At 70.8% G+C, this 25212-nt stretch carries 26 protein-coding genes and 3 pseudogenes; 13 read left to right on the forward strand and 16 right to left on the reverse strand.

What is annotated here, in order from left to right:
- The first annotated feature begins 155 nt into the window (after positions 1–155).
- Both ACSMTC_RS00980 and ACSMTC_RS00985 read left to right on the forward strand, forming a co-directional pair.
- Positions 156–791, forward strand: coding sequence for a DUF4232 domain-containing protein (locus tag ACSMTC_RS00980; RefSeq protein ID WP_436557686.1), 636 nt, complete (start codon positions 156–158; stop codon positions 789–791).
- 178 nt (positions 792–969) lie between these two features.
- Entirely contained in the window at positions 970–1272 is a 303-nt protein-coding gene (locus ACSMTC_RS00985; RefSeq protein ID WP_436557687.1) for a DUF1330 domain-containing protein, read from the forward strand.
- Positions 1273–1381: 109 nt separating this feature from the next.
- Here ACSMTC_RS00985 and ACSMTC_RS00990 read toward each other — a convergent pair whose 3' ends face one another.
- Both ACSMTC_RS00990 and ACSMTC_RS00995 read right to left on the reverse strand, forming a co-directional pair.
- Complete coding sequence (locus ACSMTC_RS00990; RefSeq protein WP_436557688.1) at positions 1382–2410, reverse strand: saccharopine dehydrogenase family protein; 1029 nt, start codon at positions 2408–2410, stop codon at positions 1382–1384.
- A gap of 177 nt (positions 2411–2587) precedes the next feature.
- Complete coding sequence (locus tag ACSMTC_RS00995) at positions 2588–3160, reverse strand: hypothetical protein (protein WP_436557689.1); 573 nt, start codon at positions 3158–3160, stop codon at positions 2588–2590.
- Positions 3161–3474: 314 nt separating this feature from the next.
- Here ACSMTC_RS00995 and ACSMTC_RS01000 point away from each other — a divergent pair, with 314 nt between their 5' ends.
- Positions 3475–3654, forward strand: coding sequence for a hypothetical protein (locus ACSMTC_RS01000; RefSeq protein ID WP_436557690.1), 180 nt, complete (start codon positions 3475–3477; stop codon positions 3652–3654).
- 103 nt (positions 3655–3757) lie between these two features.
- Here the strand turns inward: ACSMTC_RS01000 and ACSMTC_RS01005 are convergent, their stop codons facing one another.
- The 5 genes and pseudogenes from ACSMTC_RS01005 to ACSMTC_RS01025 all read right to left on the reverse strand — a co-directional run.
- On the reverse strand, positions 3758–4330 hold the full coding sequence (locus tag ACSMTC_RS01005; RefSeq protein WP_436557691.1) for a hypothetical protein: 573 nt from the start codon (positions 4328–4330) through the stop codon (positions 3758–3760).
- 345 nt (positions 4331–4675) lie between these two features.
- The gene (locus ACSMTC_RS01010; protein WP_436557692.1) at positions 4676–5521 is read right to left on the reverse strand and encodes a hypothetical protein; all 846 of its coding nucleotides are present in this window, start codon (positions 5519–5521) and stop codon (positions 4676–4678) included.
- A 348-nt stretch (positions 5522–5869) separates the two neighbouring features.
- On the reverse strand, positions 5870–6190 hold the full coding sequence (locus ACSMTC_RS01015) for a hypothetical protein (protein ID WP_436557693.1): 321 nt from the start codon (positions 6188–6190) through the stop codon (positions 5870–5872).
- 310 nt (positions 6191–6500) lie between these two features.
- Positions 6501–7418: a DUF6891 domain-containing protein gene (locus tag ACSMTC_RS01020; RefSeq protein WP_436557694.1), complete on the reverse strand. Its 918-nt coding sequence runs from the start codon at positions 7416–7418 to the stop codon at positions 6501–6503.
- A 421-nt stretch (positions 7419–7839) separates the two neighbouring features.
- Positions 7840–7947, reverse strand: a pseudogene (locus ACSMTC_RS01025) (hydroxymethylbilane synthase); the annotation flags it as partial.
- 53 nt (positions 7948–8000) lie between these two features.
- Here ACSMTC_RS01025 and ACSMTC_RS01030 point away from each other — a divergent pair.
- The 3 genes from ACSMTC_RS01030 to ACSMTC_RS01040 all read left to right on the forward strand — a co-directional run bounded on the left by ACSMTC_RS01030 (position 8001) and on the right by ACSMTC_RS01040 (position 10234).
- Positions 8001–8222, forward strand: a complete 222-nt coding sequence (locus ACSMTC_RS01030; protein WP_436557695.1) for a hypothetical protein — start codon at positions 8001–8003, stop codon at positions 8220–8222.
- Between the two features lie 365 nt (positions 8223–8587).
- Positions 8588–9550, forward strand: a complete 963-nt coding sequence (locus ACSMTC_RS01035) for a quinone oxidoreductase family protein (RefSeq protein WP_436557696.1) — start codon at positions 8588–8590, stop codon at positions 9548–9550.
- A 66-nt stretch (positions 9551–9616) separates the two neighbouring features.
- A complete protein-coding gene (locus tag ACSMTC_RS01040; protein WP_436557697.1) occupies positions 9617–10234 on the forward strand; it encodes a TetR/AcrR family transcriptional regulator in 618 nt (205 codons plus the stop codon).
- 38 nt (positions 10235–10272) lie between these two features.
- On the opposite strand, the gene ACSMTC_RS01045 is transcribed toward ACSMTC_RS01040, so the two are convergent.
- The 4 genes from ACSMTC_RS01045 to ACSMTC_RS01060 form a co-directional block, all read right to left on the reverse strand.
- Positions 10273–10860 (reverse strand): phosphoribosyltransferase family protein, encoded by a 588-nt coding sequence (locus ACSMTC_RS01045; protein WP_436557698.1) that lies wholly within the window; start codon positions 10858–10860, stop codon positions 10273–10275.
- A gap of 232 nt (positions 10861–11092) precedes the next feature.
- Positions 11093–11566 carry a GNAT family N-acetyltransferase gene (locus tag ACSMTC_RS01050; protein WP_436557699.1) on the reverse strand — a complete coding sequence of 158 codons (474 nt, stop codon included), beginning with the start codon at positions 11564–11566 and terminating at the stop codon, positions 11093–11095.
- 23 nt (positions 11567–11589) lie between these two features.
- Positions 11590–11940, reverse strand: a complete 351-nt coding sequence (locus ACSMTC_RS01055; RefSeq protein WP_436557700.1) for a hypothetical protein — start codon at positions 11938–11940, stop codon at positions 11590–11592.
- A 26-nt stretch (positions 11941–11966) separates the two neighbouring features.
- Entirely contained in the window at positions 11967–13199 is a 1233-nt protein-coding gene (locus tag ACSMTC_RS01060; protein ID WP_436557701.1) for an alpha/beta hydrolase, read from the reverse strand.
- A gap of 66 nt (positions 13200–13265) precedes the next feature.
- On the opposite strand from ACSMTC_RS01060, the gene ACSMTC_RS01065 reads away from it, so the two are divergent.
- Positions 13266–13802 carry a helix-turn-helix domain-containing protein gene (locus ACSMTC_RS01065; RefSeq protein WP_436557702.1) on the forward strand — a complete coding sequence of 179 codons (537 nt, stop codon included), beginning with the start codon at positions 13266–13268 and terminating at the stop codon, positions 13800–13802.
- Positions 13803–13904: 102 nt separating this feature from the next.
- Here ACSMTC_RS01065 and ACSMTC_RS01070 read toward each other — a convergent pair whose 3' ends face one another.
- Entirely contained in the window at positions 13905–14684 is a 780-nt protein-coding gene (locus tag ACSMTC_RS01070; protein ID WP_436557703.1) for an aminoglycoside phosphotransferase family protein, read from the reverse strand.
- A 107-nt stretch (positions 14685–14791) separates the two neighbouring features.
- Complete coding sequence (locus ACSMTC_RS01075) at positions 14792–15169, reverse strand: winged helix-turn-helix transcriptional regulator (protein WP_436557704.1); 378 nt, start codon at positions 15167–15169, stop codon at positions 14792–14794.
- Between the two features lie 140 nt (positions 15170–15309).
- Between ACSMTC_RS01075 and ACSMTC_RS01080 the strand changes: the two genes are divergently transcribed.
- Both ACSMTC_RS01080 and ACSMTC_RS01085 read left to right on the forward strand, forming a co-directional pair.
- A complete protein-coding gene (locus ACSMTC_RS01080) occupies positions 15310–16278 on the forward strand; it encodes an NADP-dependent oxidoreductase (RefSeq protein ID WP_436557705.1) in 969 nt (322 codons plus the stop codon).
- Positions 16279–16346: 68 nt separating this feature from the next.
- A complete protein-coding gene (locus ACSMTC_RS01085; RefSeq protein ID WP_436557706.1) occupies positions 16347–16481 on the forward strand; it encodes a hypothetical protein in 135 nt (44 codons plus the stop codon).
- Positions 16482–16754: 273 nt separating this feature from the next.
- Here ACSMTC_RS01085 and ACSMTC_RS01090 read toward each other — a convergent pair whose 3' ends face one another.
- Entirely contained in the window at positions 16755–17837 is a 1083-nt protein-coding gene (locus ACSMTC_RS01090) for a protein phosphatase 2C domain-containing protein (protein WP_436557707.1), read from the reverse strand.
- Between the two features lie 186 nt (positions 17838–18023).
- Between ACSMTC_RS01090 and ACSMTC_RS01095 the strand changes: the two genes are divergently transcribed.
- From ACSMTC_RS01095 to ACSMTC_RS01105, 3 genes and pseudogenes are all read left to right on the forward strand, one after another.
- Positions 18024–18314, forward strand: coding sequence for a TetR family transcriptional regulator (locus ACSMTC_RS01095; RefSeq protein ID WP_436557708.1), 291 nt, complete (start codon positions 18024–18026; stop codon positions 18312–18314).
- Positions 18315–18469: 155 nt separating this feature from the next.
- Positions 18470–18802 (forward strand): annotated as a pseudogene (locus ACSMTC_RS01100) (DUF4158 domain-containing protein); the annotation flags it as partial.
- A gap of 886 nt (positions 18803–19688) precedes the next feature.
- Positions 19689–20333, forward strand: a pseudogene (locus ACSMTC_RS01105) (Tn3 family transposase); the annotation flags it as partial.
- A gap of 15 nt (positions 20334–20348) precedes the next feature.
- Here ACSMTC_RS01105 and ACSMTC_RS01110 read toward each other — a convergent pair.
- Both ACSMTC_RS01110 and ACSMTC_RS01115 read right to left on the reverse strand, forming a co-directional pair.
- Positions 20349–20768: a hypothetical protein gene (locus tag ACSMTC_RS01110; protein WP_436557709.1), complete on the reverse strand. Its 420-nt coding sequence runs from the start codon at positions 20766–20768 to the stop codon at positions 20349–20351.
- Positions 20769–22590: 1822 nt separating this feature from the next.
- Positions 22591–23136 (reverse strand): TetR/AcrR family transcriptional regulator, encoded by a 546-nt coding sequence (locus ACSMTC_RS01115; protein WP_436557710.1) that lies wholly within the window; start codon positions 23134–23136, stop codon positions 22591–22593.
- A 437-nt stretch (positions 23137–23573) separates the two neighbouring features.
- Between ACSMTC_RS01115 and ACSMTC_RS01120 the strand changes: the two genes are divergently transcribed.
- Positions 23574–25031, forward strand: a complete 1458-nt coding sequence (locus ACSMTC_RS01120) for an aldehyde dehydrogenase (protein WP_436557711.1) — start codon at positions 23574–23576, stop codon at positions 25029–25031.
- Positions 25032–25212: the final 181 nt, after the last annotated feature.

A 25212-nucleotide genomic window follows, 5' to 3' on the forward strand; every position in this document is an offset into this window, starting at 1 on the left:
TCATGAGTGCCTCTCAGGAAAATCTCATCCGGACGCAACCGGCCGCGCCTCCCCTGCATCCTTACTCCCGAGTAACGCACAGCCGGGCCGGGCGGAAGTGGCCCGTCGGCGGCTGTCCTGACGATCCGGGGGGATCCATGCGCTCGCGCTCACTGTTGACGGTTTCCGTATCCGCGCTGCTGGCCGGGCTCGGCCTGACGGCCTGCAGTTCCAGCTCCACCACCAGCCCGCCGAAGGCCGATGGGGCCGCACCGGCATCCGCCGCACCGATCGCGGGCCAGTCCGCCGCACCGGCCAAGGCCACGGCTCCGGTCTCCGGCGTGACCACGGAATCGACGGGTTCCGGCGGCTCACAGACCGCCAAGTGCCGTACGCAGCACCTGAGGTGGACGCTCACCCGCCTCGCCGACTCGGGCACCGGCGCGAAGGACCCGGCGAACGCCGAACTCGTCGCCGTCAACTCCGGCTCCGACAGCTGCACCCTGGCCGGTTACCCGAAGCTTGCGTTCCACGTGGGCAAGGGGCCGGAGGCCCTCGGGGTCGGGAAGGGCAGCCCTGCTCCGGTGACGCTGGGCGCGGGCAAGAAGGCGGTGATCGCCCTCCGCTACTCCGAGTTGAACGGCAAGGGGCCGGACAGCGGCAACTGCCAGGTCACTGCCAGTGCCGCCGATGTGACCGCGCCCGGTGACAGCACCGGAGTCCGGGTCCCGGTGGTGGACCAGAACGGCAAGCCGGCCGAGATCACCATCTGCGGCGACGAGGTCCGGATGAGCGCACCCGTCGCCCGGTAGGAACCGTCCGCGGCCGGCCCACCGGTGCCGGCCGCGGCGTCCACCGCGGGTGCACTCACCCGGCCGGTATCCGCAGCTCCGCGCTGCGAGGGCGGGCCGCCCAGCCGGTCACCACCACGGTGGCTGCCCTGGGCCCCGCCCGCCCGACCTGTCTCTCACGAACTGCCGAGGAGTCATCATGCCCGCACTGCTCATCCTGAACTACGACGTGACCGACCCGCAGCGCCTGGACGCCTACCGCCAGGCCGCTGCCCCCGTCCTGCTGGGTCCGGGCGCAGGCGAACTGCTCGCCAGCACCGACCAGACCGTCCACCTGCCCGAGGGAGGCCGTCCGGCCGGCGGCACCCACACGGTCGTCCTGCGTTTCGCCGACGCCGAACAGGCGCGTGCCGTCTACGAGTCCGACCGCTACCGGGAACTGCTGGAAGAACGCCTCGCGGCCACCGTCCCGTTCACGGCGATGATCGTGCCCACCCTCTGAAGCGAGGCCGGACGCCCTTCACTCGGGCCGGCCCCGGCCGCCGGGCCATGGCCGGTGTGACCTTGATGTCGTCGCGAAGCGGCTCCGGGGAGACGGGTCGGTCGGCCCGCTACGCGTGCGGTTCCAGGGTGATGTGCGGGGACAGCGCACGCAGGAAGTCGGGCGCGTCGAAGATCTCTCCGGCGGAGGCGACGCCGACCGTCCTGGTCCGTCCTGTGAGGATGCGGTCGACCGCCTCCACCGCGAGTGGCGCGGTGACGGCGTAGATGTCCTGGCCCCTTGGCGCGGCGCGCCGTTCGGTGCCGCCCGAGCGCACGACGACGTCGACGAGGAAGGTCTGCGCGGACCGCCCGTGCTTGTCGACCGCGGCCGGTGCCGGGGTGTCGGGGGATGACACGTCCCTGGCCGCCTCGACCGTCATGTAGGTGCGCACTTCGGGGATGGACAGGTGGCTGGGGATGGTGACGACGTCGGCCATCGTGAACTCCCCGATGACGGCCCGGGAGCCCATCGGGTCGGGGAAGGGCCACTGGAGGGCCGGCGGGTCGTCGTGGCGGTACTGCAGCCGCCCGTTGCTGTACACGACGCGTCCGCCGCCCCGCCGCTGCCGGGACACCGCGCCGGCCGTGCGCGTTCCGGTGGTGGGGTGCCAACTGCTCAGCCCGTACGCGATGTGGGCCTCGTCGGCCGCCGTCCAGTCGCCCATCGCGGCGGTGGCCAACAGGTCGCCGAGGCCGCCGTAGAAGGCCATCGCCGGGACGACCGCCACCCCTGCGGCGCGAGCGCGCTCGGTGAAGTGCGCGAACGTGTCGGCGTTGGCCTCGATCTCGGCCGCCACGTCCACGTACGGGATCCCGGCGCGCAGCGCGGCCTCGATCACGGGGGCGGCCGTCGTGGCGAACGGCCCGGCGCAGTTGATCACGGCTGCCGCTCCGGCCAGTGCACGGTCGAGCGAGGCCGGGTCGTCGACCGTCGCCGGGCGGGCGTCGAGTCCCGACGCGGACGCCAGGGCGCGCAGCTTGTCGGCGTCACGGCCGGAGAGGACCGGGACGAACCCGCGCTCCCGCAAATGCGCCACCACGAAGCGCCCGGTGTGCCCGTACGCGCCGAACACCGCCACCGTCAGTCCCGACCCCATGGGTTTCTCCCCGTACTCGAATTGCTCACTGAACCAGGTCCGGAAGCACCCACCACTGCTGCCTGTCCGGGCCGCGGCCGACGGCTCTCGGGCGTGGACCGGAACAGCGGGCGCGGAGACGGCGGGTGCGGCCGGATGGCGCCGCCGGGGGCTTCTGGTCGGGGTGTCGTCATGCAGTCATCGTCCTTCCCGGCCTTTGGTCAAGGCCGGCCTCCAACTCCGGTGGCGGTAGCAGTAGGAGACGGTGACGGCGGCGAGTAGCGGGCCCCAGAGCAGCAGCGGTGCGTAGCAGGCGTCCATCACGGCTAGCGCCATGCCGGTGGGGGCTCCCTTGGCGCCGCCGAAACCGTGGGCGTTGGGGATCGTCAGTGCCATGAGCGCCGCAGCGCCGAGGGCGGCCGGGACAGCCGCGGCCGGTGGCGGTACCCGTCGGCCGCCGAGTAGCGGGATCCACCGCGGCACGACGTCGCCCCAGGACTTCACCAGGCCGAGCGTGAGCAGCGCGAGGCCCTCGGTGCCGAGGCTCATCGCGATGCAGACCACGGTGAACCAGCCGGGAACACTGAGGTTGGATGTGTCGAAGCCGACCGGGACACCAAGGCCCATGACTATCCGCCAGAGGCCGGACGGGAGGGCGGTGGCGGCGGCGAGGTGCGCGGCTCGTACCGCCCAGCGGGGCGGGGGTTCCGAGTGGGCCGTTGAGGCGGTGCGTGGGCCCGTGGCGGGCTGCGTCAGGCGGCGAGTGACCATGGCTCTCATGCTGTGCGACGGCGCGCCCAGGCGGATCGGCCCACGGTCGGATCCGCCTCCCTCGCACGGGGGACACGTGTCGGCAGCTCCCCTCTCAGCGCGGTTGGAGCGGCTGGGCGGGTCCGTCCGGCCAGAGCCGCTGTCCATCGCGGTGACGGCGAGGCCGAAGCGCCCGGCGGCATCGACGTCAACGAATCCATGCCCGGCCACCACCACGCCTACGAAAGAAGAGATCGCCTTCCCCGGCGGCATCCGAACCGAGATCATCAAGGGCGCCTGGGAGATCGCACCGGACGGCTCCACGAGAGAGCGCTGTGCTGGACCAGACGACGGATCACCGCGAACGCGGAGGCGAGCTGTCCCAGCGCTACGTGCGCACCGCACTGGACGGCGTCGACCTGCGGCTTCTCACGAGCTGTCAGACACGGTTCGGTGGCACCTGGTCAAAGAAGGCCCAGGCGCTGTTTCCCGCACTCTTCCCGTCTTGCCGGTGACATCCCGATGAGATGAACTTGAGTCTCTCACCTGGGTGTTGGCGGCGCGGCGAGCGTTGCCCACACACAGCGTCCGGCCCAGGACGGCACTGCCGCCCACGCGCTACCCCGGCGACTGCGCGAGGTAGCTGATGATCTTTCCGAAGTAGGAAGACCGGTTGCTGATCAGTCCGATGCTGGCGGCGATCAGGCCGGCCTCGACCGGGAGGAAGGTCAGCCCTGCCACGGGAAGAGCAATCACCTTCAGCCGGAATCCGTCGATGCGGACACCCGTGGCCTGTTCGTGCTCTCGCAGCACGTCGGCGAGACGCGTACGCGGCTGGCCAGCCACGGGCGTGCCCGACCTTGCGAGTTCCCGCTTACGGTCGGAACTCCACCGGAGAATCTCGGCGGAGTTGCCCCGGACGACCTCACCGAGTGGCCCGTCGAGCGTCGGCGCGACGTGTGACTCGTGCCCCGGCGAGGCCATCGCCAGGTCCCACCACGATCGCCATTGCCGCTCGATTTCGGCGTTTCCCCTCACACCCTGGCCCACTGCCAGCGTCAGCGGCGGGTCGATGCGCGGCAGACCGAGCGGGTCGGCGAAGCCGAAGGCATCACGGATGGCCAGAGCGAAAGCCAGGTCGTGCGAATAGTCCAGGTTGACCGACCACGGTGCGCCCGACACTGCCGGCATCAGAACTGTTCCCTCCTCAGAAGACCCACGCCGTGCCGTTGGAATACCGGCGTAGCAGATCTCGCCCCCCCGGAGCAGTGCGTCGCCGGCAGGCACGGCTCCGGCCGTCTCCCAGGTCGCACCGCCTCTGCGGACGTCCCACTCCCCGTGCCGGGACGCACCCGCTCCCGGCTGCCGCCCCACGAACGGAAGTCCGGCCCCCGATTCTCCGACCTGTTGACCTGCCAGTGGTAGGCGGCCGCAGCCATGTTGAGGTCGGATCCAGTCCACCGCCTACCCCGCCTCACCGCCCTCCTGACGCGCGAGGGGGTGGCCCGATTGCGGCGGGCCACCCAACTCTTCGCGTTACTTCGGCACTTCGGCGGCCTGCCGCAGTTCCAGGGCGGCGTTCGCGGCGGCCTGGAGGTCCACGTCGCCCGCGTCACCGACCGCGTTGGTCATCACGCCGACCACGGCGCTGTCGTCGGCCCAGACGCAGATGCTGTCGGTCTCGGTCGACGTGGTCATCTTCTCGCAGGCCAGCTGTCCGCCGAGCGAGCCGGCGTTGAAGTACTGCCGACCGGTGAAGGTGTCGCCGTTGGTCCGCCCGGGGCCCTCGATACCGGTGAACATCGCGTCCACCTCGTGAGCGGGGACCACCACATCGCCCCAGCCGCCCCACGCGATGACGGCCCTGTTGCCGTCCTTGGCGTGGTAGACCGCGCTGACCGGGGTGGGCGTCCAGGAGTACTTGTCCGCGCCCGGGGCGAACGCCTGCCTGAGGCCGTTCTGCAGCTTCAGCGCCACCGGGTTGGCAGGGTCCTGCGGCATGTCCTGGAACTGCTGCGGCAGCACGATCTTGTGGTCACCGCCGTTGCCGACCGGGCGCTGGTTGAAGTGGCTCACGACCGCCAGGACGCCACCGCCTACGGTGATCAGCGCGACCACACCGACGACGATGAGTGCCACCTTCAGGCCGCGCATCGGCTGCTTGGGCTGCGGCTGGAAGCCGCCGTATCCGGGCTGGTGCTGCGGGTAGCCGTACCCCGGCTGCTGGGGCGGCGGAAATCCGGGCTGCGCAGGCTGCTTCGGGTAGGCATATCCCGGCTGCTGGGGCGGCGGAAATCCCGGCTGCGGAGGCTGCTGCGGGTAGCCGTACTGCGGCGGCTGGCCCTGTGGGTAGGGCTGGGGCTGCTGGTTCTGGCCGTACACGTGGTGTGGTCTCCCCCCGGTCCGCCCGTGCGGGCCGTACAGAATTCGATCATTTGAGCGTTCGGCACGCTACCGTACGTCGCCGCCGGGCAGGCCAACTGGTACCGGCTCCCCGCTCTCCGCCCTGTTCGCCGCTCTCGACGCGGTCGACGGTGAGGTCATCGGCTCACTCCACCGCCGCCGCGCTGTCGAGTTCAAGAAGTTCCTCGCCGAACTCGGCGAACCGCTGAGCACCACCGACCTCGCCACCCGACGCCCCTCGACCACCTCAAAGATCCGAGATCGGAGACAGCCTGATAGACCACCAGCGACCGATCAGCTTCCCGATCGACCTGTCGAGCCGAGCCACTACCTGTTCGCGGTGCCGCTTCTGGCCTGCCGGTCCCGGCGCCGCCGCTCCTCCTTCTCGGCACGGCCCTCGGCGAGAACCCGGCCACGCGAAATCCAGCCGGCGGTCGCCTCGATCACCAGCAGCAACACGCCGAGCCACGGGGCGATCTGGAATGCCCGCCAGTCGAGGACCACCACCGCGCCCACCAAGGCAACGGCGACGACGAGGGCGAACAGCACGCCGAGCGTGCCGCCGAGGAGCCGCTTGCCACGGTTCCCGAAACTGCTCCGTTTCAGCGCCTCGGTCGCGCTGTAGCCCTGCCCCTCATCATGGCTCACGATCGCCTCCCCCAACCTGCCCAGGCCAGCTGCCGCCAGCGTAGTCGACGTCCACCTGATCTGTGCCGACTACGCCGGCCACAAGACCCCGCGACCCGGAAATGGCCGGTCGGCCCCTCGCGCTTCCACCTGCGCCTCACCCCGGCTGACACGAGGGCACGACGCCGGATCTCCCTTGCCCTGGTAGGTCTTTGGATTCACCTGCGTCCATCCTTCTTGAGAGGCAGCGACTCCACCGACGTACATCACCTGGTAGGGGAGAAGTCCTCCCCCCGGAACTTCCTGTGGGTGTGACCGTTGACATCGGCCCCTATCCGACCAGGCGGCGCCGCCAGTCCAGGGGGGTGATGGTGATGGCCCGGCCGGGGTCATGGTCCCACTCGGTGTGGAGGCCGACTGCTTCCATGGCAGCCACGACCTCGTGACCGATGGCTGCGGTGGTCGCGGACGAGCCGTCGAAGCCGCCGTAGAGGAGCGTCAGTCCGTGGCCGGCAGCGGCGGAGTCCGTGCACTGGGTGTGGAAGTAGACGAAACCGCGGGCGTCGGGCCCGCCTTCACCGCCGATCTCGGACTGGCCGCAGCTACGACAACAGGTGAAGTTCTCACGGGCGGTGATACCGGCCTCCTGCAGGGCGGTGAACGCGCGAGTGAGCCGCTCAGGGTCGGTCTCGCCCCGCCATGTGGCCTGCTCCGCGACCCGCTCCAGCCACAACCGGTCGGCCAGCACCTCCGCCTGTTCGCGCGAGACGGGCCGGCGGTCCTCGGTGACCGGGTACTCCTCAGCGAGCTCGGCCAGTTCGGCGCGCGAGGCGTAGCCGCCGACCAGCACCTCACGGACGCGCCTCTCCAACTCCGCGTGCTCGTCTTCGTCGAGGTCGAGCGGCGGCACCTCGCGGGCAGGGCCCATGTCCAGCAGCGACCAAGCCAGGCCGGCCTCCCAAGCGGCCTCCTGGCGAGCCCAGCCGGTAATCGCCGCGATCACGGCCTCCGGACCGTCGGCCATCGCCTGGAAGTGCCGGTCAGCGGCACCGTCGCGGTGCTCCAGCGTGTAGTCGCCACCGGCCTTGTGCCAGACCTGGGCGAAGACGTCGGGCAGGTCGGGTATCCGCTGGATCACCAGGAACCGGTCACCGTCACCACCGATTCGCCGGACCAACCCGGCCAGCTCCTCGGCGGACACGCGGACGTGCCGCTCCCAGTTCTCCGTTTTCACCACGATCTCGAGCATGCGCAGACCCTGACACACCCCTCTGACAGCAGAGGTCCGGGCCTGCGGCACCGGCGACCTGCCCGCCACAGCCGTCACCGACTACCTGGCCTCCTTCTCGGAGGAGATGCAGTACGCGCTGTCCCATAGCGGCCAGTGGTGAGAGATCCCCGCAGCGGGGAGGCGAGTGCCGATCGGCTCGCGCAGCTGACGGGGCCCGTTGCCCTCGCGGTACCCGCTCCAGGACGGGCGTGGGGTGTCGCCCGTCGCCAGGGATCCGATCCTCCGTAACGGTTCCCCGGGCACTCAAGCGGGTCCCGGACCGGGAGCCTCCTGGAGGCGGGGGCCATCGGCCGGCTGTGAGCGCGCGCGGCCGGCCGCTCGACAACAGGACGCCACTGCCTTCACGCAGGCGGGCGCCTGTCCAGGGTGAGGCTGCCGGGGTGGGGCTGCCGGGGTGGACAGGGGCGTCGCGGATGTCGTCACTCTTGCGGTAGGCGCCGAACACCGTCCCGGCGGGCAGCGGCCGGTCGGCTGGCACATCCTTGAGGCTGGGAGCAGAGCCCACTGCCGTCCCCAGGCAGGAGCAAGCGATAAAGGAGCATGTCAGTGGAACACCAGCTTCGGGCGGAATACGACAGCTCCTCCGCCTCCCCGGATGCGCGGGTCAAGATCTGGCACGTCGTGCGCCGCGACGGCCTCACGGCAATGTGCGGGCGCGACCTGCTACCCGACTCAGCGGAGCGGTCCATTGACGCCTGGGGTACAGGGGAGCTGCGGATCTGCCACAGCTGCGGAGCCCTCTATCTGCGTGAATCCCCGTGAGGGGCGCCAGTCAGGTGAGCCCGCCTCGCGTAGTTCGGAGAACGGCCCCCCGCGACGCTCGATCTCGTCCTTGAGGACGACCAGGTTCTCCGGCCGCTCCTGCTCTCGCCAGGCGGCGCGACCTTGATCCACGGCTCGCCGTGCTTGCGGATGATCTCCACCCCGCCGGTCGTGCCGTCCTCCAGCGCGCATTGAATCGGGTCAGGGTACGGGATCCCAGACCACCGCAGACCCTCGGGCCGGGACGCCGGAGAGACCAACTCGCCTGCACCGGACAGAGTTTGGACTTGCTGGTCCAATTCTGGCCGCCTACCGTGCTGCCGTTCTCACAACGACGCGCCCGCTCACCCAGAGAGGTGTCACCCATGTACGCGATCCGCATCGAAGAGCACGGCGGCCCCGAGGTCATGCGCTGGACCGAGCTGCCGGACCCGTCCCCCGGCCCCGACGAGGTGCTGGTGCGGCTGGGCGCCGCCGGGGTGAACTACCTGGACACCGGCGCCCGCACACAGGGCGGCCCGGGCTGGGCGGCACCAACGGTCCTCGGCGCCGAAGGGATGGGCTACGTCACCGCCCTCGGCGAAGGGGTCCGGGACCTGGCCGTCGGCGACCGGGTGGCCTGGTTCTACCACCCGGGCAGCTACGCCGAGTTGCTCGCCGTACCGGCGGACTCACTGGTCAAGGTGCCCGAAGGCGTCACTGACGAGACAGCCGCCGCCGTGCTGCTCCAGGGCCTGACCGCCAACCACCTGAGCACCGAGACCTACCCGATCGGCCCGGGCGACACGGCCGTGGTGCACTCGGCGGCGGGCGGGGTGGGCCTGCTGCTCACGCAGATGGTCAGGGCCCGCGGCGGCCGTGTGATCGGCCTGGTCTCCCGTGAGGAGAAGGTCTCCGTCGCGAAGGAGGCCGGCGCCGACCACGTGCTGGTCCACTCCGGCGGCGGCTTCGAGGAGCGGATCAGGGAACTGACCGGCGGGCAGGGAGCCGACGTCGTCTACGACGGCGGCGGCACCGGGACGTTCCGCTCCTCTCAGCTGGCCCTGCGCCCGCACGGGGTGCACGCCTACTACGGCCCCTTCATGGGCGTCCCGACGCTGCGGCCCACCGATCTGCCCAGCAGCATCCTGCTGTCGTACCCCGTGGTGCACCACCACGTCCCCACCCGTGAGGCACTGCTGAGGCGGACCAGCGAGGTGTTCGGCATGGTCCTGGACGGGCGGCTCGCCCCGCGTGTCACGGGCCGCTACGCCCTCGCGGACGCGGCCCGGGCCCATGCGGACATCGAGTCGCGCAGGACCACCGGCAAACTGCTGCTCCTGCCCTGACCGGCCGCGACCCCGCCCGGCCGGACCCGCTTCAATGGGACGCGACAGCTCGCACCGGGAGGACACATGCCGTTGACCCGCAAGGGCGCCGCGACCCGGCAGCGCATCGTCGAGGGCGCCGCCGAACACATCCGGGAACACGGCGTGTTCTCGCTGCGCCTGGAGGACGTCATGGCCCTCACGGCGACCAGCAAGAGCCAGCTCTTCCACTACTTCCCCGGCGGGAAGGACGACCTACTGCTCGCCGTGGCCCGGCACGAGGCGGCCCGGGTGATCGACGACCAGCAGCCGGAGCTGGGCTCCCTCACCTCCTGGGCCGCCTGGCAGCAGTGGCGCGACAAGGTCGTCGCCCGCTACCGCGAACAGGGCGAGAACTGCCCGTTGCATGCGGCCCTCTCCCAGCTGGGCACGGCCACCGACGCCATGCGGACCGTGGCCCGCGAGCTGCTGCGGCAGTGGCAGCAGCAACTCGCCGCAGGCATCCGCCACATGCAGGGCAGCGGCGAGATCGCCCCCGCCCTGGATGCCGACCGCGAGGCCGCGGCCCTGCTGGCCGGCGTCCAGGGCGGCGTGCTGATCCTCCTGTCCACGGGCCACATCACCCACCTGGAGGCCGCCCTGGATCTGGGCATCGCCCGTCTGCGCGCCCTCCCACCGGGACCGTTGGCAGCCGGCCAACGGTAAGGAACGACCGACTGCCCGCACCCGCCCAGGTATCAGACCTACGCCGGACGCGACTTGGCCGATCGCGTCGCAGCCCGAGCTTCGGAGGGTGAGGGGGCGCAGGCCGGCAACTCATGGGCCTTTACCAACCCCGTCACGAGACCCAACAACTCCCGTCGTTCGTCCGGAAGTTGGTCGACGAGGACGCTGCAGCCGATCCAAGTGCCGCCGCACTCCTCGACCATCCGCTTGACGGTGATCCCCTGGCTGCCGGTCTCGATCCAGTCGTCCACCATCAGGACCCTGTCGCCCGGGCCGAGCGAGGAACGCTGGAGCCGGAGCGTGTGACTGCGTTGCCGGTAGTCCGGCTCAGTCCGGGCGCTGAGCTTGTCCCCCGGGAAGAGACCTTCGAGCTTCCTCACCGGAACGAAGCCGACACCCAGTTCGACCGCGGCGGCAGCACCGAGGAGGAACCCCCGCGACTCGATACCGCAGACCGCGGTGATCTGCGAATCCCTGAACGGCTCGACGACGCCGGCGACAACGGCGGCCAGAGCCGCGGGGTGTCTGAAGATCGCCCAGACGTCGGCGTGGCCATCGATCCATCGAAAGTTTTCCAGCAGAAGGTCGCGCGCGAAGAGGGGCATGGCGGGGAGTGTCCTGGCCTGGCCGGGACGGAGCAAGTCGTTATCCGGCAGGCCGTCGCGATCGGCCCCGGGCAGGGTCCAGGACTGCGGGGCGGGCAAACGACGCGGACCGGAAGTGCGCGGTGGGAACGACCACCTCCCGCCGGTAGTCGCCGGCCTGCGCACCGGCTGCCGCACCGGCCCGGGCGGCCGGCACTTGATCCGCGCGCCGTCAGGACCGCCCGGCCCCCGGTCAGCCGACCGCCGGAGAGCGGCGTTCGACGAGGACGACATCGCGCCAGCGGCCCTGGTGGCGGCCGAGACGTTCACGGGTACCGACGGTGCGGAAGCCGGCCTTGGCGTGCAGGGCGAGGCTGGCGGTGTTCTCCGGGAAGATGCCGGACTGCACGGTCCAGATCCCGGCGGCGTCGGTGGAGGCCAGCAGCGCCCGCAGCAGCGCGAGGCCCACGCCCCGGCCCTGGGCATCGGGGTCGACGTAGACGGAGTGCTCGACCACCCCGGCGTACGCGCGCCGATCCGACACCGGCACCACGGCGGTCCAGCCCAGCACCCGGCCGTCGCCGTCGACGGCGACCAGGCGGTGCTCGTCGAGGCGGGAGGCGTCGAACGCCTCCCATGCCGGCGCGGTGGTCTCGAAGGTGGCGTCGCCGCCGTCGATGCCGGCCTGGTAGACCGTCAGCACCTGCCCGGCATGCTCGGGGAGCATCGCCGTGACGGTCACCGCCGCGGTCACGCGGCGGCCTCGATGCCGAGCTCGGCGAGCAGGCCGAGGACGCGGGTCTCGATCTCGTCGCGGCCGAGGTGGGTCAGGAAGGCGGCGGCCGTCCGGGAGCGGTCGGCGTTGTGGACGCGGACGGACAGCACCGACGGTCTGGACTCAGTCACGGGCGGGACCTTCGGGGGCGGCGGCCGGTTGGCCGGTGGCGACTTGCGGGAGGTATCGGCGGGCGGGTCGGTGCGGGCAGTGTAGTCGTCGGCCTCGGGGCCGGCGGCGCCGGGCACCGGGATGCCGAGCCCGGGACGCACGGCCAGACGTGGGATCCCGACGGGCTCGGCATCCATGGGATCGCCTGTGTTCATCCCATCCCATGGTGCCGGTCGGCCCCCTACCGCCGTGCCAGCCAGGTCGCGATCTCGGCTACCACCGCCGGCTCGACGTGCCCCGGTAGCGCGTACTCGGCCGGGGTGGCGGGGCCGCTGCCGGGGATGAACAGGTGGTTGGCGTCCCGGTGGATCCGGATCGCCACCTCGGGCCGGTCTGCCAGTGCGGCCTGCCAGTGCGTCAGGTCGTCGGCGACGGTCACCTGGTAGTCCCGTCCGCCCTGCAGGATCAGCATCGGGCAGGCCAGTCCGGCCGCCGTGGCCACCGGGTCGTACCCGCGCAGGTCGAGCCAGTAGGCGGCGGAGAAGCCGAGCGGCAGCATTTCTGACGGTATGTCAGGCGTGAGTTCGGGGCCTGACACGAGCGCGGCCTGCCGGGTCAGCGCCGCCACCGCCTCGTCCGTACTCGGACCGGGGGCGAGCGCCGCGAGATGGCGGGCCACCCTGACGGCCGCCTCGTGCATCGGCTGGGCGTCAGCGGCCAGCAGCACCAGCCCCGCGATCGACGGGTCGGCGGCGGCGATCCGGGGCGCCACCTTGCCGCCCATGCTGTGGCCGAGCAGGTGGATCCGGTCCGCGGCCACCTCGGGCTGCTGCCGCAGTAGTTGGACGGCGGCGAGCGCATGCGGCAGGTACTCGTCGGCCATGGTGAAGTCCGGCGGCAGACGGTCCGGGTGCGCGAAGGTCGCCTTGTCGAAGCGCAGCACGGCCACCTGTCGGGAGGCAAGCCCCCACGCGAGGTCCTTGAGCGGCTTGTTCGGGCCGCTGCTCTCGTCCCGGTCGAACGCACCGCCGCCGCCGAGCAGCACGGCGGCGGGCCACGGTCCGGGGCCGACGGGCAGGCTCAGCGTGCCGGGCACGGCGAGCGGACCGGTACCGAGCAGGACTTCCCGCTCGGTGAACCGGGCCGGATCCGCGTAGTGCGGCGGCTGCCACTCGGCCTCGTTCTCCGGGGCGAGCCGCAGGCCGTGCAGAAGGCCGTCATCGCCAACCGACGTCACCACGGTGAAGCCGCCGTTCGCACAGGCCACCGGGATGCGCACTCGCACCAGGCCGGCCTCTCCGGGCTCGCTCACCGGCTCCCCGATCCTCCTCACCCCGCCCTGCCCGCCGGCCTCGGCCGCCCAGGCGAGCCGCAGCGCCTCGGCGGAGACCGCGGCGCGCAGCGGTGGCGCGAACAGCTTCACGATCTCGGCGAAATCCTCCGCCCGAAGCAGCGCGGCGAAGCCCTGCGCCACCTCTGGTGCCCCTCCCCCATCCATTCTCATACTTGAGAACAGTAGCAGGCATGAGAAGATTTGGACATGAACTCCCTGGAGCTGCTCGCCCACCCCATCCGGCTGCGGATCGTGCATGCGATGGGCGGCGGAAGGCTGCTGACCACCGCTCAGCTCTGCTCACGGATCCCCGAGGCCTCCAAGGCCACCGTCTACCGGCACATCGATCTGCTCGTGGACGGCGGGATCCTGGAAGTGGCCGAGGAACGGAGGGTGCGAGGCGCGGTGCAGCGGCACTACCGGCTGCGCCAGGACCGGGCAGTGATCGGCTCCGAGGTGGTCCACTCGCTCGGCACCGAGGACCACCGGCAGGCTTTCGCGACCGCGATGACCGCCCTGCTGGCCGAGTTCGACGCCTATCTCGACCGCGAGCAGGCCGATCCGGTGGCCGACCGGGTGGGCTACCGGCAGCATTCGCTCTGGCTCAGCCCCGCGGAACTGGACGAGCTGATCGGCGAGTTGCGCGCGGCCATCGTGCCCAGGCTGGCCAACCGTCCGAGCCCCGAGCGGGCGCAGCACCTGCTGAGTCCGATCAACTTCCCCCTGGAGGCCCCGCCTCAGTAGGCGGAGCAGCCGTCAACCGTGGCCGATCACATAGCGGTCGCGCGATCGGCCGGGCAGCCATTGCGAGATCGTCCTGGTCGGAGCCGACCGGGACGGGCATGCTCAGCCGCCCGAACCACCGAGGAGAGTGGTGCGTTCCGATCGGAGCCAGGACCGCTCGGCCAGCATCTCGGCCGCATCGCCGCGGGCGAGAAACGTCGCCCACGGTTCTTCGCCGCGCCCGCCGAGCCGTTCGATGCGCTCGGCCTCGCGGGACTGGACGGCATCCAGTGCATCGAGGACTGCTGCCGGACATGCCCCGTAGGCGGCGCAAAGGGCATCGAGCCGACTTCGCAGGGTGTGCCCACCCGCGATCGATGCCCTCTTCTGCTGCTCGATGGGGCGCAGCGGCACGGCGTACCAGGCGAGTTGAGCGAGATCGTCGAGGGCATGGCCGGGCGCCGCGAAGTCCCAGTCGATGAAACCGACCAGTCGATCGCCGTTCCAGACGGAGTTCCACGGGCCGAGGTCGCCGTGCCGGATGACCATGCCGGGCCTCCACTCGTCCTCCTGGCCCCGCCATCGCGCGCCCGTCGGCGGCCGGAAGCCCCGGACAGCGTCGTGGTACTCGCGCAGCCAGCGCCCCAGTTCGCTGATCCCGGCGGTCGACCGCAGAGCCGACGGCCAAGGTGCAAAGGCGGGTTCGCCGTGCAGCAGCGACAGCACCTCATCAGCGCCCTCGATGCCGAGGACTCGCGGAGCCCGGGTGAAACCCACCGCTTCCAGGTGGGTCAACAAGGCGTGCACCGCGGGCGTCCACTCGCCGACCGGCCGGCGGATCGTCTCGCCGATCCGCCGCACCGTGGTCACGCTGCCCTTGTCAGTGGCGCCGTCCTCGATCATTGGGTCAGCGTAGCCCTGCCACCCACGTCAGTGTCCTGAATATCCGTGCGCGGGACGTCGGCGCGACGCGCCCGAGGCAGGCAGCAGCGGATCTCGCGGGGCGGTGTTCACCGCACGGCCGGCTCGGGCGGGAAGGCCTGGTCGATGTTGTCCTCGACCCATGCGCGGAGCGCGTTGAGCGGGACCGCGGCACTGACCCCGAGCGGGGTGAGGGAGTACTCGACGTGGAGCGGGACGGCGGGGTAGACGGTGCGGTCGACGAGGCCGAACTCCTCCAGGCGGCGCAGGGTCTGGGTGAGCACCTTGGGGCTGACGCCTTGGAGGCGGCGCTGGAGTGCTCCGAACCGTTGGGGTCCGCCTTCCAGGGCGCCGATGGCGAGGGCGGACCATTTGTTGGCGAGCAGGTCGAGGAGGGTGCGGCAGGGGCACTGGGCGGCGTAGACGTCGTGGTGCGAGTGCTCGCCGCTGGGGCAGGTGGTGGTCATGCTCGCTCTCCTCACCAGGTCACTTCCCGATGGGAAGTAGAAGACCTTGAAGGTAACTGTACCCCTGGGGATAGCGTCGTCGACGTCAAGGGGGAGGCCGCCAACGGCTCTCCCGGTAACGTCGTTTCAGGAGATGACGCATGTCCGCAGACATGATGCGCGCGGTGGTCCAGGACACCTTCGGCGGCCCGGAGGTGCTGCGGGTCCAGCAGGTGGCGAGGCCGGTGCCGCTGCCCACCGAGGTGCTGGTGCGGGTGCACGCCGCCGGGATCAACCCGGTGGACTGGAAGACCCGCGGCGGCACCGGCATGGCGGGCCTGCTGGGCGAGCCGCCGTTCACCCTCGGCTGGGACGTCTCCGGCGTGGTGGAGGAGGTCGGCTTCGGCGTGACCACGCTGAAGGTCGGTGACGAGGTGTACGGGATGCCGTGGTTCCCGCGCGTCGCGAACGCCTACGCCGAGTACGTCACCGCCCCGGCCCGTCAGTGGGCCCGCAAGCCCGCCACCCTCGACCACGTGCACGCCGCCGCCGTGCCGCTGGCGGCACTGACCGCCTGGCAGACCGTCGTCGACACCGCCCACCTGCGGGCCGGCCAGCGTGTCCTGATCACCGCCGCCGCCGGCGGAGTCGGCCACTTCGCCGTCCAATTCGCCCGCCACCTGGGTGCCCACGTGATCGCCACCGCCAGCGCCGCCCGCCACCCCTGGCTCAAGGAGATCGGCGCCGACGAGGCAGTCGACTACACCACCACCCGCTTCGAGGATGGCATCAAGGACATCGACGTCGTCATCGACCTGGTGGGCGACGCCCATGACCGGACCAGTACCCGCTCGCTGAAGGTGCTGCGCCCTGGCGGCCTGCTGGTCGCCGTTCCGGCCGGCGTCTCCCCGGAGCTGGCCGCGGCCGCCGAGGCCGCCGGGGTGCGGGTCACCCCGTTCCTGGTCGAGCCGGACAGCACCGCACTGACGACGATCGCCGACTTGATCGACGCCGGTGAGGTTGTGGTGGAGGTGGAGGAGACCTTCCCGCTGGAGCAGGCCGGCGCCGCTCATACCCGCGGCGAGTCCGGCCGCACCCGGGGCAAGCTCGTCCTCACCGTCGCCGACTGACTGTGAGGATGTGAATGGCACCGCTCGGAGGTCTGACCCTCCAACTGGCTGACGCTTCCTCTGTCCTCGTGTGGAATCGTCGCCCGTCGCCGTCACCGACCCAGGGCGGACGTCCGAAGGCGTTCGACCGGGCCGACGGCGCGCCCTTCCTCGCCGCCGAGGAGGCTCTGACCACCCTCGGGTTCGAGCTGCCCGGTCACTGACCGACCACCGAAGGGTCAGCCTGTGGCGCCGGTCAGCCACGGCGATGCCGCCAACTCCTGGACCTGGTAAGCCGCTTGTTCAGCCGGCGACGACGGCGGCTCAGCGCACGCATCGCCCGTCTCGGTGTCGACTCGTCCACCCGCCCCGGCCGCCACCGCCGGATGATCGCCGCTGGTTGCCCATGGCGCCGGTGGATTCCGAGATCCACCGGCGCAAGGACGGCTGGGCTCGTGGGCCGCTCGTCGTCGGGCGGCCCACGCTGTGACCTGCGATCAGCCCTGCGCTTCGACGATGTCGGCGACCGCGCAGGCGATGTTGTCGGGGCCGCCGGCCCGGTTGGCCAGCTCGACCAGCTGCTGGACGGCCTGCTCGGGCTCGGCGATGGTGCTCAGTGCGGTGTGCAGGCTCGCTGTCGGCACCGTGGTGGACAGGCCGTCGGAGCAGAGGAGGTAGCGGTCGCCCGCGCGGGCAGTGTGCAGGGACAGGTCCGGGCGGTTGTCACCCGAGCCGGTGAGGACACGGATCAACAGCGCGCGCTGCGGGTGCGAGGCCGCCTCGTCGAGGGCCAGCCGGCCGTCGTCGACCATCGACTGCACCAGGGTGTGGTCGTGGGTGATCTGGAACAGCTCGCCGTCGCGCAGCAGGTACGCGCGAGAGTCGCCGATGTGGACCAGCGCCAGTTGCGAGCCCGACCAGAGCATCGCCGTGAGCGTGGTGCCCAGTCCCGGCAGGCTCGGCTCGGACTCGGTCAGGCCACGCACGTCCGCATCGGCCTGGGCGACCGCCTCCTCAAGGGCGTTGAGCAGGTCGCCGGCCGGCAGCTCGCCCTCGAGGTGTTTCAGCGCCTCGATCGCGGCCGCGCTCGCGCGGTCGCCACCGCCTTGGGAGCCCATGCCGTCGGCGACGGCGAGCAGACGGGTACCGGCGTAGGCCGCGTCGTCGTTGCGCTCGCGGACCAATCCGGCGTCGGAACGCGCGGCGTAGCGGATCTGCAGGTTCATCGGTGTTTCGGTCATGGCGGTGTCCCTCCCGGACAGGTGATCCACGAGGAAGGTGGCCAGGTCCTGCCGGGCAGCCGTCTCGGCCATCACCTGTGCCCAGTACCCGGCGACCTCGTCGGCCGCACGAGTGGGCTCCAGGTCCAGGACGAGCCTGATCCGCGCCAGGGGCATGCCGAGTCGGCGAAGCCAGGCGACGAGCCTGGCCCGTTCCAGCTGTCCCGGGTCGTAGAACCGGTAGCCGGAGCCGGGATCGACCTCGGCGGGCCGGAGCAGTCCGAGCTCGTCGTAGAGCCGCAGTGCCTTCGGCGACAGCCGAGACGCACGGGCGAAAGCCCCGATCGTCAGCAGCTCCACGCTCACCCCTCCTCGTGCCGGACGCGGTGCCCGGCCCCATCGATGCTGGGCCTTCCCCAAAGGTGAAGGTCAACGGGACCGATCCGTTCGCCAGCCGGCCCCGGACGGATTCCACCGTCAGTCAACAGTCCTGTGCGGGTTCGGGTCGTGGCGGCCACGAAAGGCAGAGCGACCCGGCATCGGATCGTGGTCGGCACCGCCCACCTGACCAGGGAGAAGGGGGCCGCCGACACGACTCTCGACGACGTACGCGCGGCGACGGCCACGAGCAAGAGCCAACTCTTCCACTACTTCCCTGACGGCAGGTCCGACCTCCTCCCCGCCGTCGCCGAGTATGAGGCGGGCCAGGTCCTGGAGTCACAGCAGCCCTACCTCCGCGACCTTTCGACGGGGAGTCGGGGCAGGGGTGGCGGAAGGCCGTGGCCGACCACTAGGGGTGCCGGTAAGAACGCTGTCACCAGCCGCAAACGGCGGTGATCTTGCGGGGGTGTCACCCGTGTGGGTGAGTCCGGGGTCGTACAGCTGCGCGGGGTGATGCCCCGAAAGGACGATCGACGACCGCGGCCCGTACCCCTTTGGACCTGGACGACCTGGTCGAGCACTGGACGCTGTTGAGGGACGAGCAGCCGCTCGTGTTCGGCAAGCGCGGTGCGACGCGACTGGGCTTCGCGGTGTTGCTGAAGTTCTACACGCAGTACGGCCGGTCTCCCCGGAGCCGGGCAGAGCTGCCGGGCGAGGCGGTGGAGTTCGTCGCCCGGCAGGTGCGGGTGCCTGCGTCCGAACTGGACGGGTATGAGTGGAGCGGCCGGACGGTCGAGTACCACCGTGCGCAGATCCGCGGGCACCTGGGTTTCCGGGAGTGCAGTGTCGCGGACGCGGACAAGCTGACGGCACGGCTCGCCGAGCACGTCGCCTGCAAGGAGCGGCGGCCGGAGCAGGTGCGGGTGGAACTGCTGGCCCGTTGTCGTACGGAGTGCATCGAGCCGCCCACCCCGGGGCGGTGTGACCGGATCGTGGGGGCGGCGCTGCGAGTCGCCGAGGAGACGCTGACGGCGAGGATCTCGGCGCAGCTCACGGTGGAGAGCATCGAGCGGATCGTGGCCCTGGTCGCCGGCGCCGACCAAGAGGACGACGCCGAACCCGGTGACGCCGGTGCTGGTGAGGGCGAGGACGGGCCGCCGGTCCTGGGGAAGGTCAAGGAAGCGCCGGGCAACGTCAGCCTGGAAACGATGCTCACCGAGATCGACAAGCTGCCCGCGGTCCGTGCGGTGGTCCACCCGGCGGTGTCCGGCGGTGAGCAGACGCTGCGGGAGCTGGTGCACGAGTTCAAGACCCGCGGCCCGGTCTACCGGCGCACCGTGCAGACCGCGCTCAAGGCGTCGTACACCAACCACTACCGGCGCGGGCTGATCAAGCTGCTGGACGTGCTGGAGTTCCGTTCGTCCAACCACACCCACCGGCCGGTGATCGAGGCGCTGGCGCTGGTGGCCCGGTACGCGGCGGCGGGCAACACCACGTACTACCCGCTGGGCGAGACGGTGCCGGTGCACACGGCGATGGGCGGGGACTGGGCCGAGGTTGTTCACCGCACCGACAAGCGCGGTCGGCGCCGGGTGGTGCGCATGGTCTATGAGGTCGTCGCGTTCCAGGCTCTGCGCGACCAGCTCAAGTGCAAGGAGATCTGGGTCGTCGTCGCCGACAAGTGGCGCAACCCCGATGAGGACCTGCCGCAGGACTTCGCCGAGCGGCGCGAGGAGAACTACCGCGAGCTGCGCAAGCCCCTGGATGCCGCCGTGTTCGTCGACGAGCTGCGCGAGCAGATGACCACCGAGCTGACGCTCCATCGCTGTGAACATAGCGAACGCCACCTTCACCGCCCGCAGCACCGAGTTGTGGGGCCAGGGTTCGACCGCGGTCGCCTCCGACTCCACCCACGTGCGCGCCTACGACCAGAACCTGTTCGCCGAGTGGCACTCGCGCTACGGCGGCCGCGGGGTGCTCATCTACTGGCACGTGGAGAAGAAGTCCCTGGCCATCCACTCCCAGCTGATCAACTGCACCGCCTCCGAGGTCGCCGTGATGGTCGAGGGCGCCATGCGGCACGGCACCACCATGGACGTCGAGGCCAACTACACCGACAGCCATGGCCAGTCGGAGATCGGGTTCGGCATCACGAGGCTGCTGAACTTCGACCTGCTGCCCAGGATCAAGCGGATCAACAAGGTGAAGCTGTACCGGCCGACCGCCGGCGACCCGGACGCCTACCCGCAGTTGGGCCCGGCGCTGACCCGCCCGATCCGCTGGGAACTCATCGCCCAGCAGTACGGCCAGATGATCAAATACGCCACGGCGATCCGTACCCGCACGGCCTCCCACCCCACCTACGCGGCCATGCTGGAGGTCGGCGGCGCTCAGAAAACCATCTTCGTGGCCCGCTACCTGCGGCTGCGGGATCTTTCCTGTCGGATCAACAGGCAGCCCAGGGCCCGCCGTTGACACGGGTCGGTTGGGTTACGAGTGGTCGTGGTGCTCGCGGCACTCGTCGCGCTCGTGGTGCTCGTGGTGCTGGTGGTTCTTGATCTTGGTGGGGTCGGTGGCGGTGTGGGTGGCGGTGTCGCCGCCCCCGGTGACCGTCGCGGTGTTGGTGACCTGGCGGGGGGTGGTGCAGGAGACGTCGACCTTCAGGGTGATGGGGGGGTAGCTGCTTCCGGCGGCGAGGACGTCGCTACGGGTGCAGGTGAGGGTGTTCAGGGTGCAGTTCCATCCCGTGCCGCGGATGCTGTCGGCGCTGAGCCCGACAGGGAGGGTGTCCTGCACGGTGACCTGGGTGCCGTTGGTCGGGGCGGCCCCGGGGGCGTTGCCCACGGTGATGGTGTAGGTGCCGTCCCGTCCCTGGGTGAAGTGCCTGGTGTGGGTCTTGGTGATGGTCAAGGACGGGACCGTGTAGGAGATGGTCACCTGGCCGTTGCTGTTCGCCGTCCCGATCGTCGAGGCGCTGAAGCTGGTTCCGGTGCCCGACGGGGTGACGAAGCTGCTGCCCCCACCACCGCCACCACCATTGGCGAAGCTAGCGCCGTTTAGGAGGTCGGTGGCTCCGCCGCCACCGCCGCCGGCGAAGTATCCTCCTCCGCCGCCTCCCCCGGCCCCAGCAGTAATGCACGCGGTGCTGTTGCCGCCGGTGCCCCCGGTGCCGGCCGTAGCGCCGGTGAAACCGCTCCCCGGGCCACCCGCGGTGGCCGTGCAAGCGGAATGGGAACTGCCGGGCGCACCGCCGGTGCCGCCGGTCATGGTGGTGGTGCTGCCGCCTTGCCCGCCACCTCCCGGCGAAGCGCCAAAAAGGGATGCTCCGGTGGTGCCGGCGGTGGCGTCCGGTGTGCCACCGTTGCCCCCGCTTCCCCCTGCAATTCCGGCGCTGGCGTTGGATCCGCCGGCACCGCCGCCACCACCAGCGACGACGAGGAGGCTGGTGCCGGTGCTGACGCTGGACGCCCCGCCTCCGCCGGAACCGCCCTGGCGAGCGCCATTGGGGCCGCTCGCACTGCCTCCTGGGGCGCCGCCGTTGAAGCCGCCGGCGCCGCTTTGGTTGCAGCCGGCGGCGCCGGTGCCGCCGACGTTGACGGTGTAGGTCGTCGGGGAGGCGGATGGCGGCAGAGTGGTCACCACCCGCGCCCCCGTCCCGCCCGACGCCGTGACAAGACAAGGTTTGCCGGTGTCGTCGGCGCCCCCGGCGCCATCCGCAGTGATCGTGACCACCGCGTTCGCGGGGACGGTGAGGCTCTGCGGGGCCCCGGTGAAGCCGAAGGTGAACGATGGGTCAGTTCCTCGTGCCCGTACCGGGGCGGTGGCCGGCTTGGCTCCCGTCGGTGCGGCGGCTACGGGTGGAGCCGTGGCCGCCAGCAGCGCCATACCGGACAGCAAAACGCTCCCCACCGACACCACCCCCACACCGCGCTCCCCACGCCGTCCACCCGAGCCGAGCGGACCGGACGCGCCGACGGCACGAACCGGGAGCATCCCAGCGCCCAGGGCCCGAAACACGGCCACGGGCCACCGACGGCCGTCCCGAGACCACGACAGATCGCCCTGTCTACGCGCACGAGCGCTCATCCGCGAGTTCACCTCTCCTCACAGCAAAGCGCCCCGCACCCCCCACACCACAAGGCACAAGCGACACGGGACACCTGACGAAGAATCATGACAAACCGCATTAGACAACCGGAGCCGATTACTTCGAGGTAGCAAGGCAATGAGCAACCCCGTGTGTCACGGCTCTGCCGCAGTAAATGCCGGATCTACTGCGGCAGAGCCCCTACGGTGATCACCGCGACCTGAGGCGGGGCATACCGGTCGCCAGGGCGAGGTGTACGCATTTACTGCGGCAGATCCGGAACGATAGGGCGGGCGTGACGATCGAACCAGTGACCGAACTCGGGAGCGGGGGCGCGCTTCAACTTCCGCGCGCCGGGTGGTGCCCCTGTCCGCCCCGCCCGTCGACTCGGTTGCCCGACACGTCGCCGAACGCGACCCCGCCGCACGTCGGCGCACGTGACCCTCGCCGTTTGCGGCTGGTGACAGCATTCTTACCGGCACCCCCACTACACGGAGTTGGGGCAGCGCTACTCCCTCGGCAGCCTCACCGCAGAACTCACGAACCGTCAGGTAAGGGCGCTCAGATCGTCGTCACGTGCGGAGAGTTCCGGCTGACGGAACGTCATATCCCGAAACGCTCCGCCGGCGAAGCGCAGGGCCAGGGTCAGGCCGTGCCAAGACCGTGCAGAAAAGCGTCAGCGACGAGATCGGCCGCCTGCGGGGGCTCCACCGCGGGGAACCGGTGGGCGACGCTGTCGACAAGTCCGTCGAGGACCGCGCGTGCCCAGGCCACATCAGTGCCGGCGCGCAGATGGCCCTCGTCCACAGCACGCTGGACGAAGGCGCTCAGTCGCGCACTCTGCACTTCGCGGCGAGCGCTGGCTTCGGGGTCCTGCTGCATCATCCGGCGGGTGTTGACGGGCCACTCGCGGCTGACGGGGACGATCCCCTCCAGGTAGCGGTGGAGGGCGACCGGCACCGGGGCCTCGGTCAGCCGTGCCTCGTCCAGGACCCGCTCGGCCGAGTCGAGTTTGGCCTGGAAGACGGCCCGCAGAAGAGCCTCGCGGTTCGCGAAGCGGCGATGGACGGTGGTGCGGTCGACACCGGCCGCGGCGGCGATGGCCGCCATCGATGTGCTCGGATCCTCCGCCAGGAGGCGGGCCCCGGTGCGGAGGACGGACGTCAGGTTGCGTGCGGCATCGGCTCTCATGGTCCGGCGATCCTAACGCGCAGTGGCGGTTACAGCGACATTATCCCGCCGTGAGCCGCATCCCACGCAACTACTGCAACATTGATGTTGCACTTCTGTGGATAATGACTACATTGGAGTTGCGAACCAGGGGACAGCAAGACCCGACGACGAGACGATGAGGCCTGCGCCATGACCCGGACTTGGCTGATCACCGGTGTTCCCAGGGGCTGGACGGAGCCCGGGCCCCCAAGGCTCGTCACCCCGGTGATCGAGTCGTCGAGGCTTTGCTCGAACCGGCGGCTCCGACTGGCCTGAAGGTGGAGCGACCGGAGGCCACGACACCGGCGACGGTACGGGCTCCCAGCCGCTCAAACGGTCTCTTCCGCCATCGCGACATCGCCGGGGCGCCCCGCCCCCCTGCACCCATCACGTCTCACACGAAGGAACCCGAAGACATGACTGTCCGAGACAAGCTCTACATCGGCGGCTCCTGGACCACCCCCAGCGACCCGGGCCTGCTGCTCGACGTGCTCTCTCCTCACGACCAGTCAGTGCTGGGCCGCGTCGCCCAGGCCGCGCCCGCCGATGTGGACGCGGCCGTCGCCGCGGCCCGCGAGGCCTTCGACCACGGCCCTTGGCCGCGTACCACCCCCGAGGAGCGGCAGGAGATCATCCGACGCTACGACGCGCTGCGCACCGCCCGCGCCGACGAGGTCGCCGCGGCCATCTCCGTCGAGAACGGCTCGGCCGGCTGGTTCACCAAGGCCGGCCAGCCCTTTCTCACCCGCCAGGTCCAGGCATACCTCAAGGCCGCCGAGGAGTTCGGCTGGGAGGAGGTCATCGAGCCCTCCGATCCGTCGGTGGCCTTCGACACCATCGTGCGGCGTGAGGCGATCGGCGTGGTCGCCGCCGTCATCCCGTGGAACTCGCCCTTCTCCGCCGCCACCGCCAAGCTGATCCCGGCCCTGCTGGCCGGCAACACGGTCGTTTTGAAGGTCTCCCCGGAGAACTCGCTCAGCATGATGCTGCTGGCGGATCTCTGGCACGAGGCCGGGCTTCCCGCCGGTGTACTCAGCATCCTTCCCGCCGACCGCGAGACCAGCGAGTACCTCGTCTCCCACCCGGACATCGACAAGGTCGCTTTCACCGGCTCCACCCGGGCCGGCCGCCGTATCGCGGCCATCGCGGGCCAGCACCTCAAGCGGGTCAGCCTGGAGCTGGGCGGCAAGTCCGCGGCCCTGCTGCTGGAGGACGCGGACCTGGACGCCGCCGTACAGGGCCTGCGCTTCGGCTCCCTGGGGAACAACGGCGAGGCGTGCATCCTGCAGACCCGCATCCTGGCTCCCCGTAGCCGCTACGACGAGGTCGTCGCCGCGCTCAAGGAGATGGTCGAATCGCTCAAGGTCGGCGACCCGTCCGACCCTGACACCTTCATCGGCCCGATGATCCGCCCCGACCAGCAGCAGCGCGTCATCGACTACATCAACATCGGCATAGCCGAGGGCGCCCGCCTGGTCACCGGCGGCCCGCAGGTCCCCGAGGGCCTGGAGAAGGGCAACTACGTGACCCCGACCCTCTTCGGCGATGTCGACAACTCCATGCGCATCGCCCAGGAGGAGATCTTCGGTCCGGTCCTGGCCGTCATCGCCTACGACGACGAGGACGACGCCGTCCGCATCGCCAACGACTCCGACTACGGCCTCTCCGGCGGCATCTGGACCGCCGACCCCGAGCGCGCCCTGGCCGTGGCCCGCGAACTGCGCACCGGAACCGTCACCCTCAACGGCGCGCCCGTCAGCTTCGACGGCCCGTTCGGCGGCTACAAGGCCAGCGGCCTCGGCCGCGAGTACGGCAAGGTCGGTCTCACCGGCTATGTCGAGCACAAGTCCATCACCCGGTTCCGGCGGTCGTAGCCGACCGTAGATGTCCGAGCCGCCGGGCCGGGGCCACCCCTCGGTGCGGCCGGCCACGGCCCGCACCGCTGCCGGCCGCTACTGACGCCGGTCAGGCCGGGGCCGGGCTGAGCCATCGCGAGCGCCAGTGGGTCGCCCAATCTCGCCTACCCTCCGATCACGGCGGCGACCTCCCCCACCG

It is taken from the genome of Kitasatospora sp. HPM-01-4, from assembly GCF_051374625.1.
Lineage (GTDB): Bacteria > Actinomycetota > Actinomycetes > Streptomycetales > Streptomycetaceae > Kitasatospora.

Bases quoted from the DNA above. Each gene is read 5' to 3' on its own strand.
- ACSMTC_RS01055 (WP_436557700.1), bottom strand. From the start codon at position 11,940: ATGAACACAGGCGATCCCATGGATGCCGAGCCCGTCGGGATCCCACGT.
- ACSMTC_RS00990 (WP_436557688.1), bottom strand. From the start codon at position 2,410: ATGGGGTCGGGACTGACGGTGGCGGTGTTCGGCGCGTACGGGCACACC.
- ACSMTC_RS00995 (WP_436557689.1), bottom strand. From the start codon at position 3,160: ATGGTCACTCGCCGCCTGACGCAGCCCGCCACGGGCCCACGCACCGCC.
- ACSMTC_RS01050 (WP_436557699.1), bottom strand. From the start codon at position 11,566: ATGCTCCCCGAGCATGCCGGGCAGGTGCTGACGGTCTACCAGGCCGGC.
- ACSMTC_RS01120 (WP_436557711.1), top strand. From the start codon at position 23,574: ATGACTGTCCGAGACAAGCTCTACATCGGCGGCTCCTGGACCACCCCC.
- ACSMTC_RS01070 (WP_436557703.1), bottom strand. From the start codon at position 14,684: ATGATCGAGGACGGCGCCACTGACAAGGGCAGCGTGACCACGGTGCGG.
- ACSMTC_RS00985 (WP_436557687.1), top strand. From the start codon at position 970: ATGCCCGCACTGCTCATCCTGAACTACGACGTGACCGACCCGCAGCGC.
- ACSMTC_RS01080 (WP_436557705.1), top strand. From the start codon at position 15,310: ATGTCCGCAGACATGATGCGCGCGGTGGTCCAGGACACCTTCGGCGGC.
- ACSMTC_RS01065 (WP_436557702.1), top strand. From the start codon at position 13,266: ATGAACTCCCTGGAGCTGCTCGCCCACCCCATCCGGCTGCGGATCGTG.
- ACSMTC_RS01045 (WP_436557698.1), bottom strand. From the start codon at position 10,860: ATGCCCCTCTTCGCGCGCGACCTTCTGCTGGAAAACTTTCGATGGATC.
- ACSMTC_RS01035 (WP_436557696.1), top strand. From the start codon at position 8,588: ATGTACGCGATCCGCATCGAAGAGCACGGCGGCCCCGAGGTCATGCGC.
- ACSMTC_RS01040 (WP_436557697.1), top strand. From the start codon at position 9,617: ATGCCGTTGACCCGCAAGGGCGCCGCGACCCGGCAGCGCATCGTCGAG.
- ACSMTC_RS01075 (WP_436557704.1), bottom strand. From the start codon at position 15,169: ATGACCACCACCTGCCCCAGCGGCGAGCACTCGCACCACGACGTCTAC.
- ACSMTC_RS01020 (WP_436557694.1), bottom strand. From the start codon at position 7,418: ATGCTCGAGATCGTGGTGAAAACGGAGAACTGGGAGCGGCACGTCCGC.
- ACSMTC_RS01030 (WP_436557695.1), top strand. From the start codon at position 8,001: ATGTCAGTGGAACACCAGCTTCGGGCGGAATACGACAGCTCCTCCGCC.
- ACSMTC_RS01115 (WP_436557710.1), bottom strand. From the start codon at position 23,136: ATGAGAGCCGATGCCGCACGCAACCTGACGTCCGTCCTCCGCACCGGG.
- ACSMTC_RS01005 (WP_436557691.1), bottom strand. From the start codon at position 4,330: ATGCCGGCAGTGTCGGGCGCACCGTGGTCGGTCAACCTGGACTATTCG.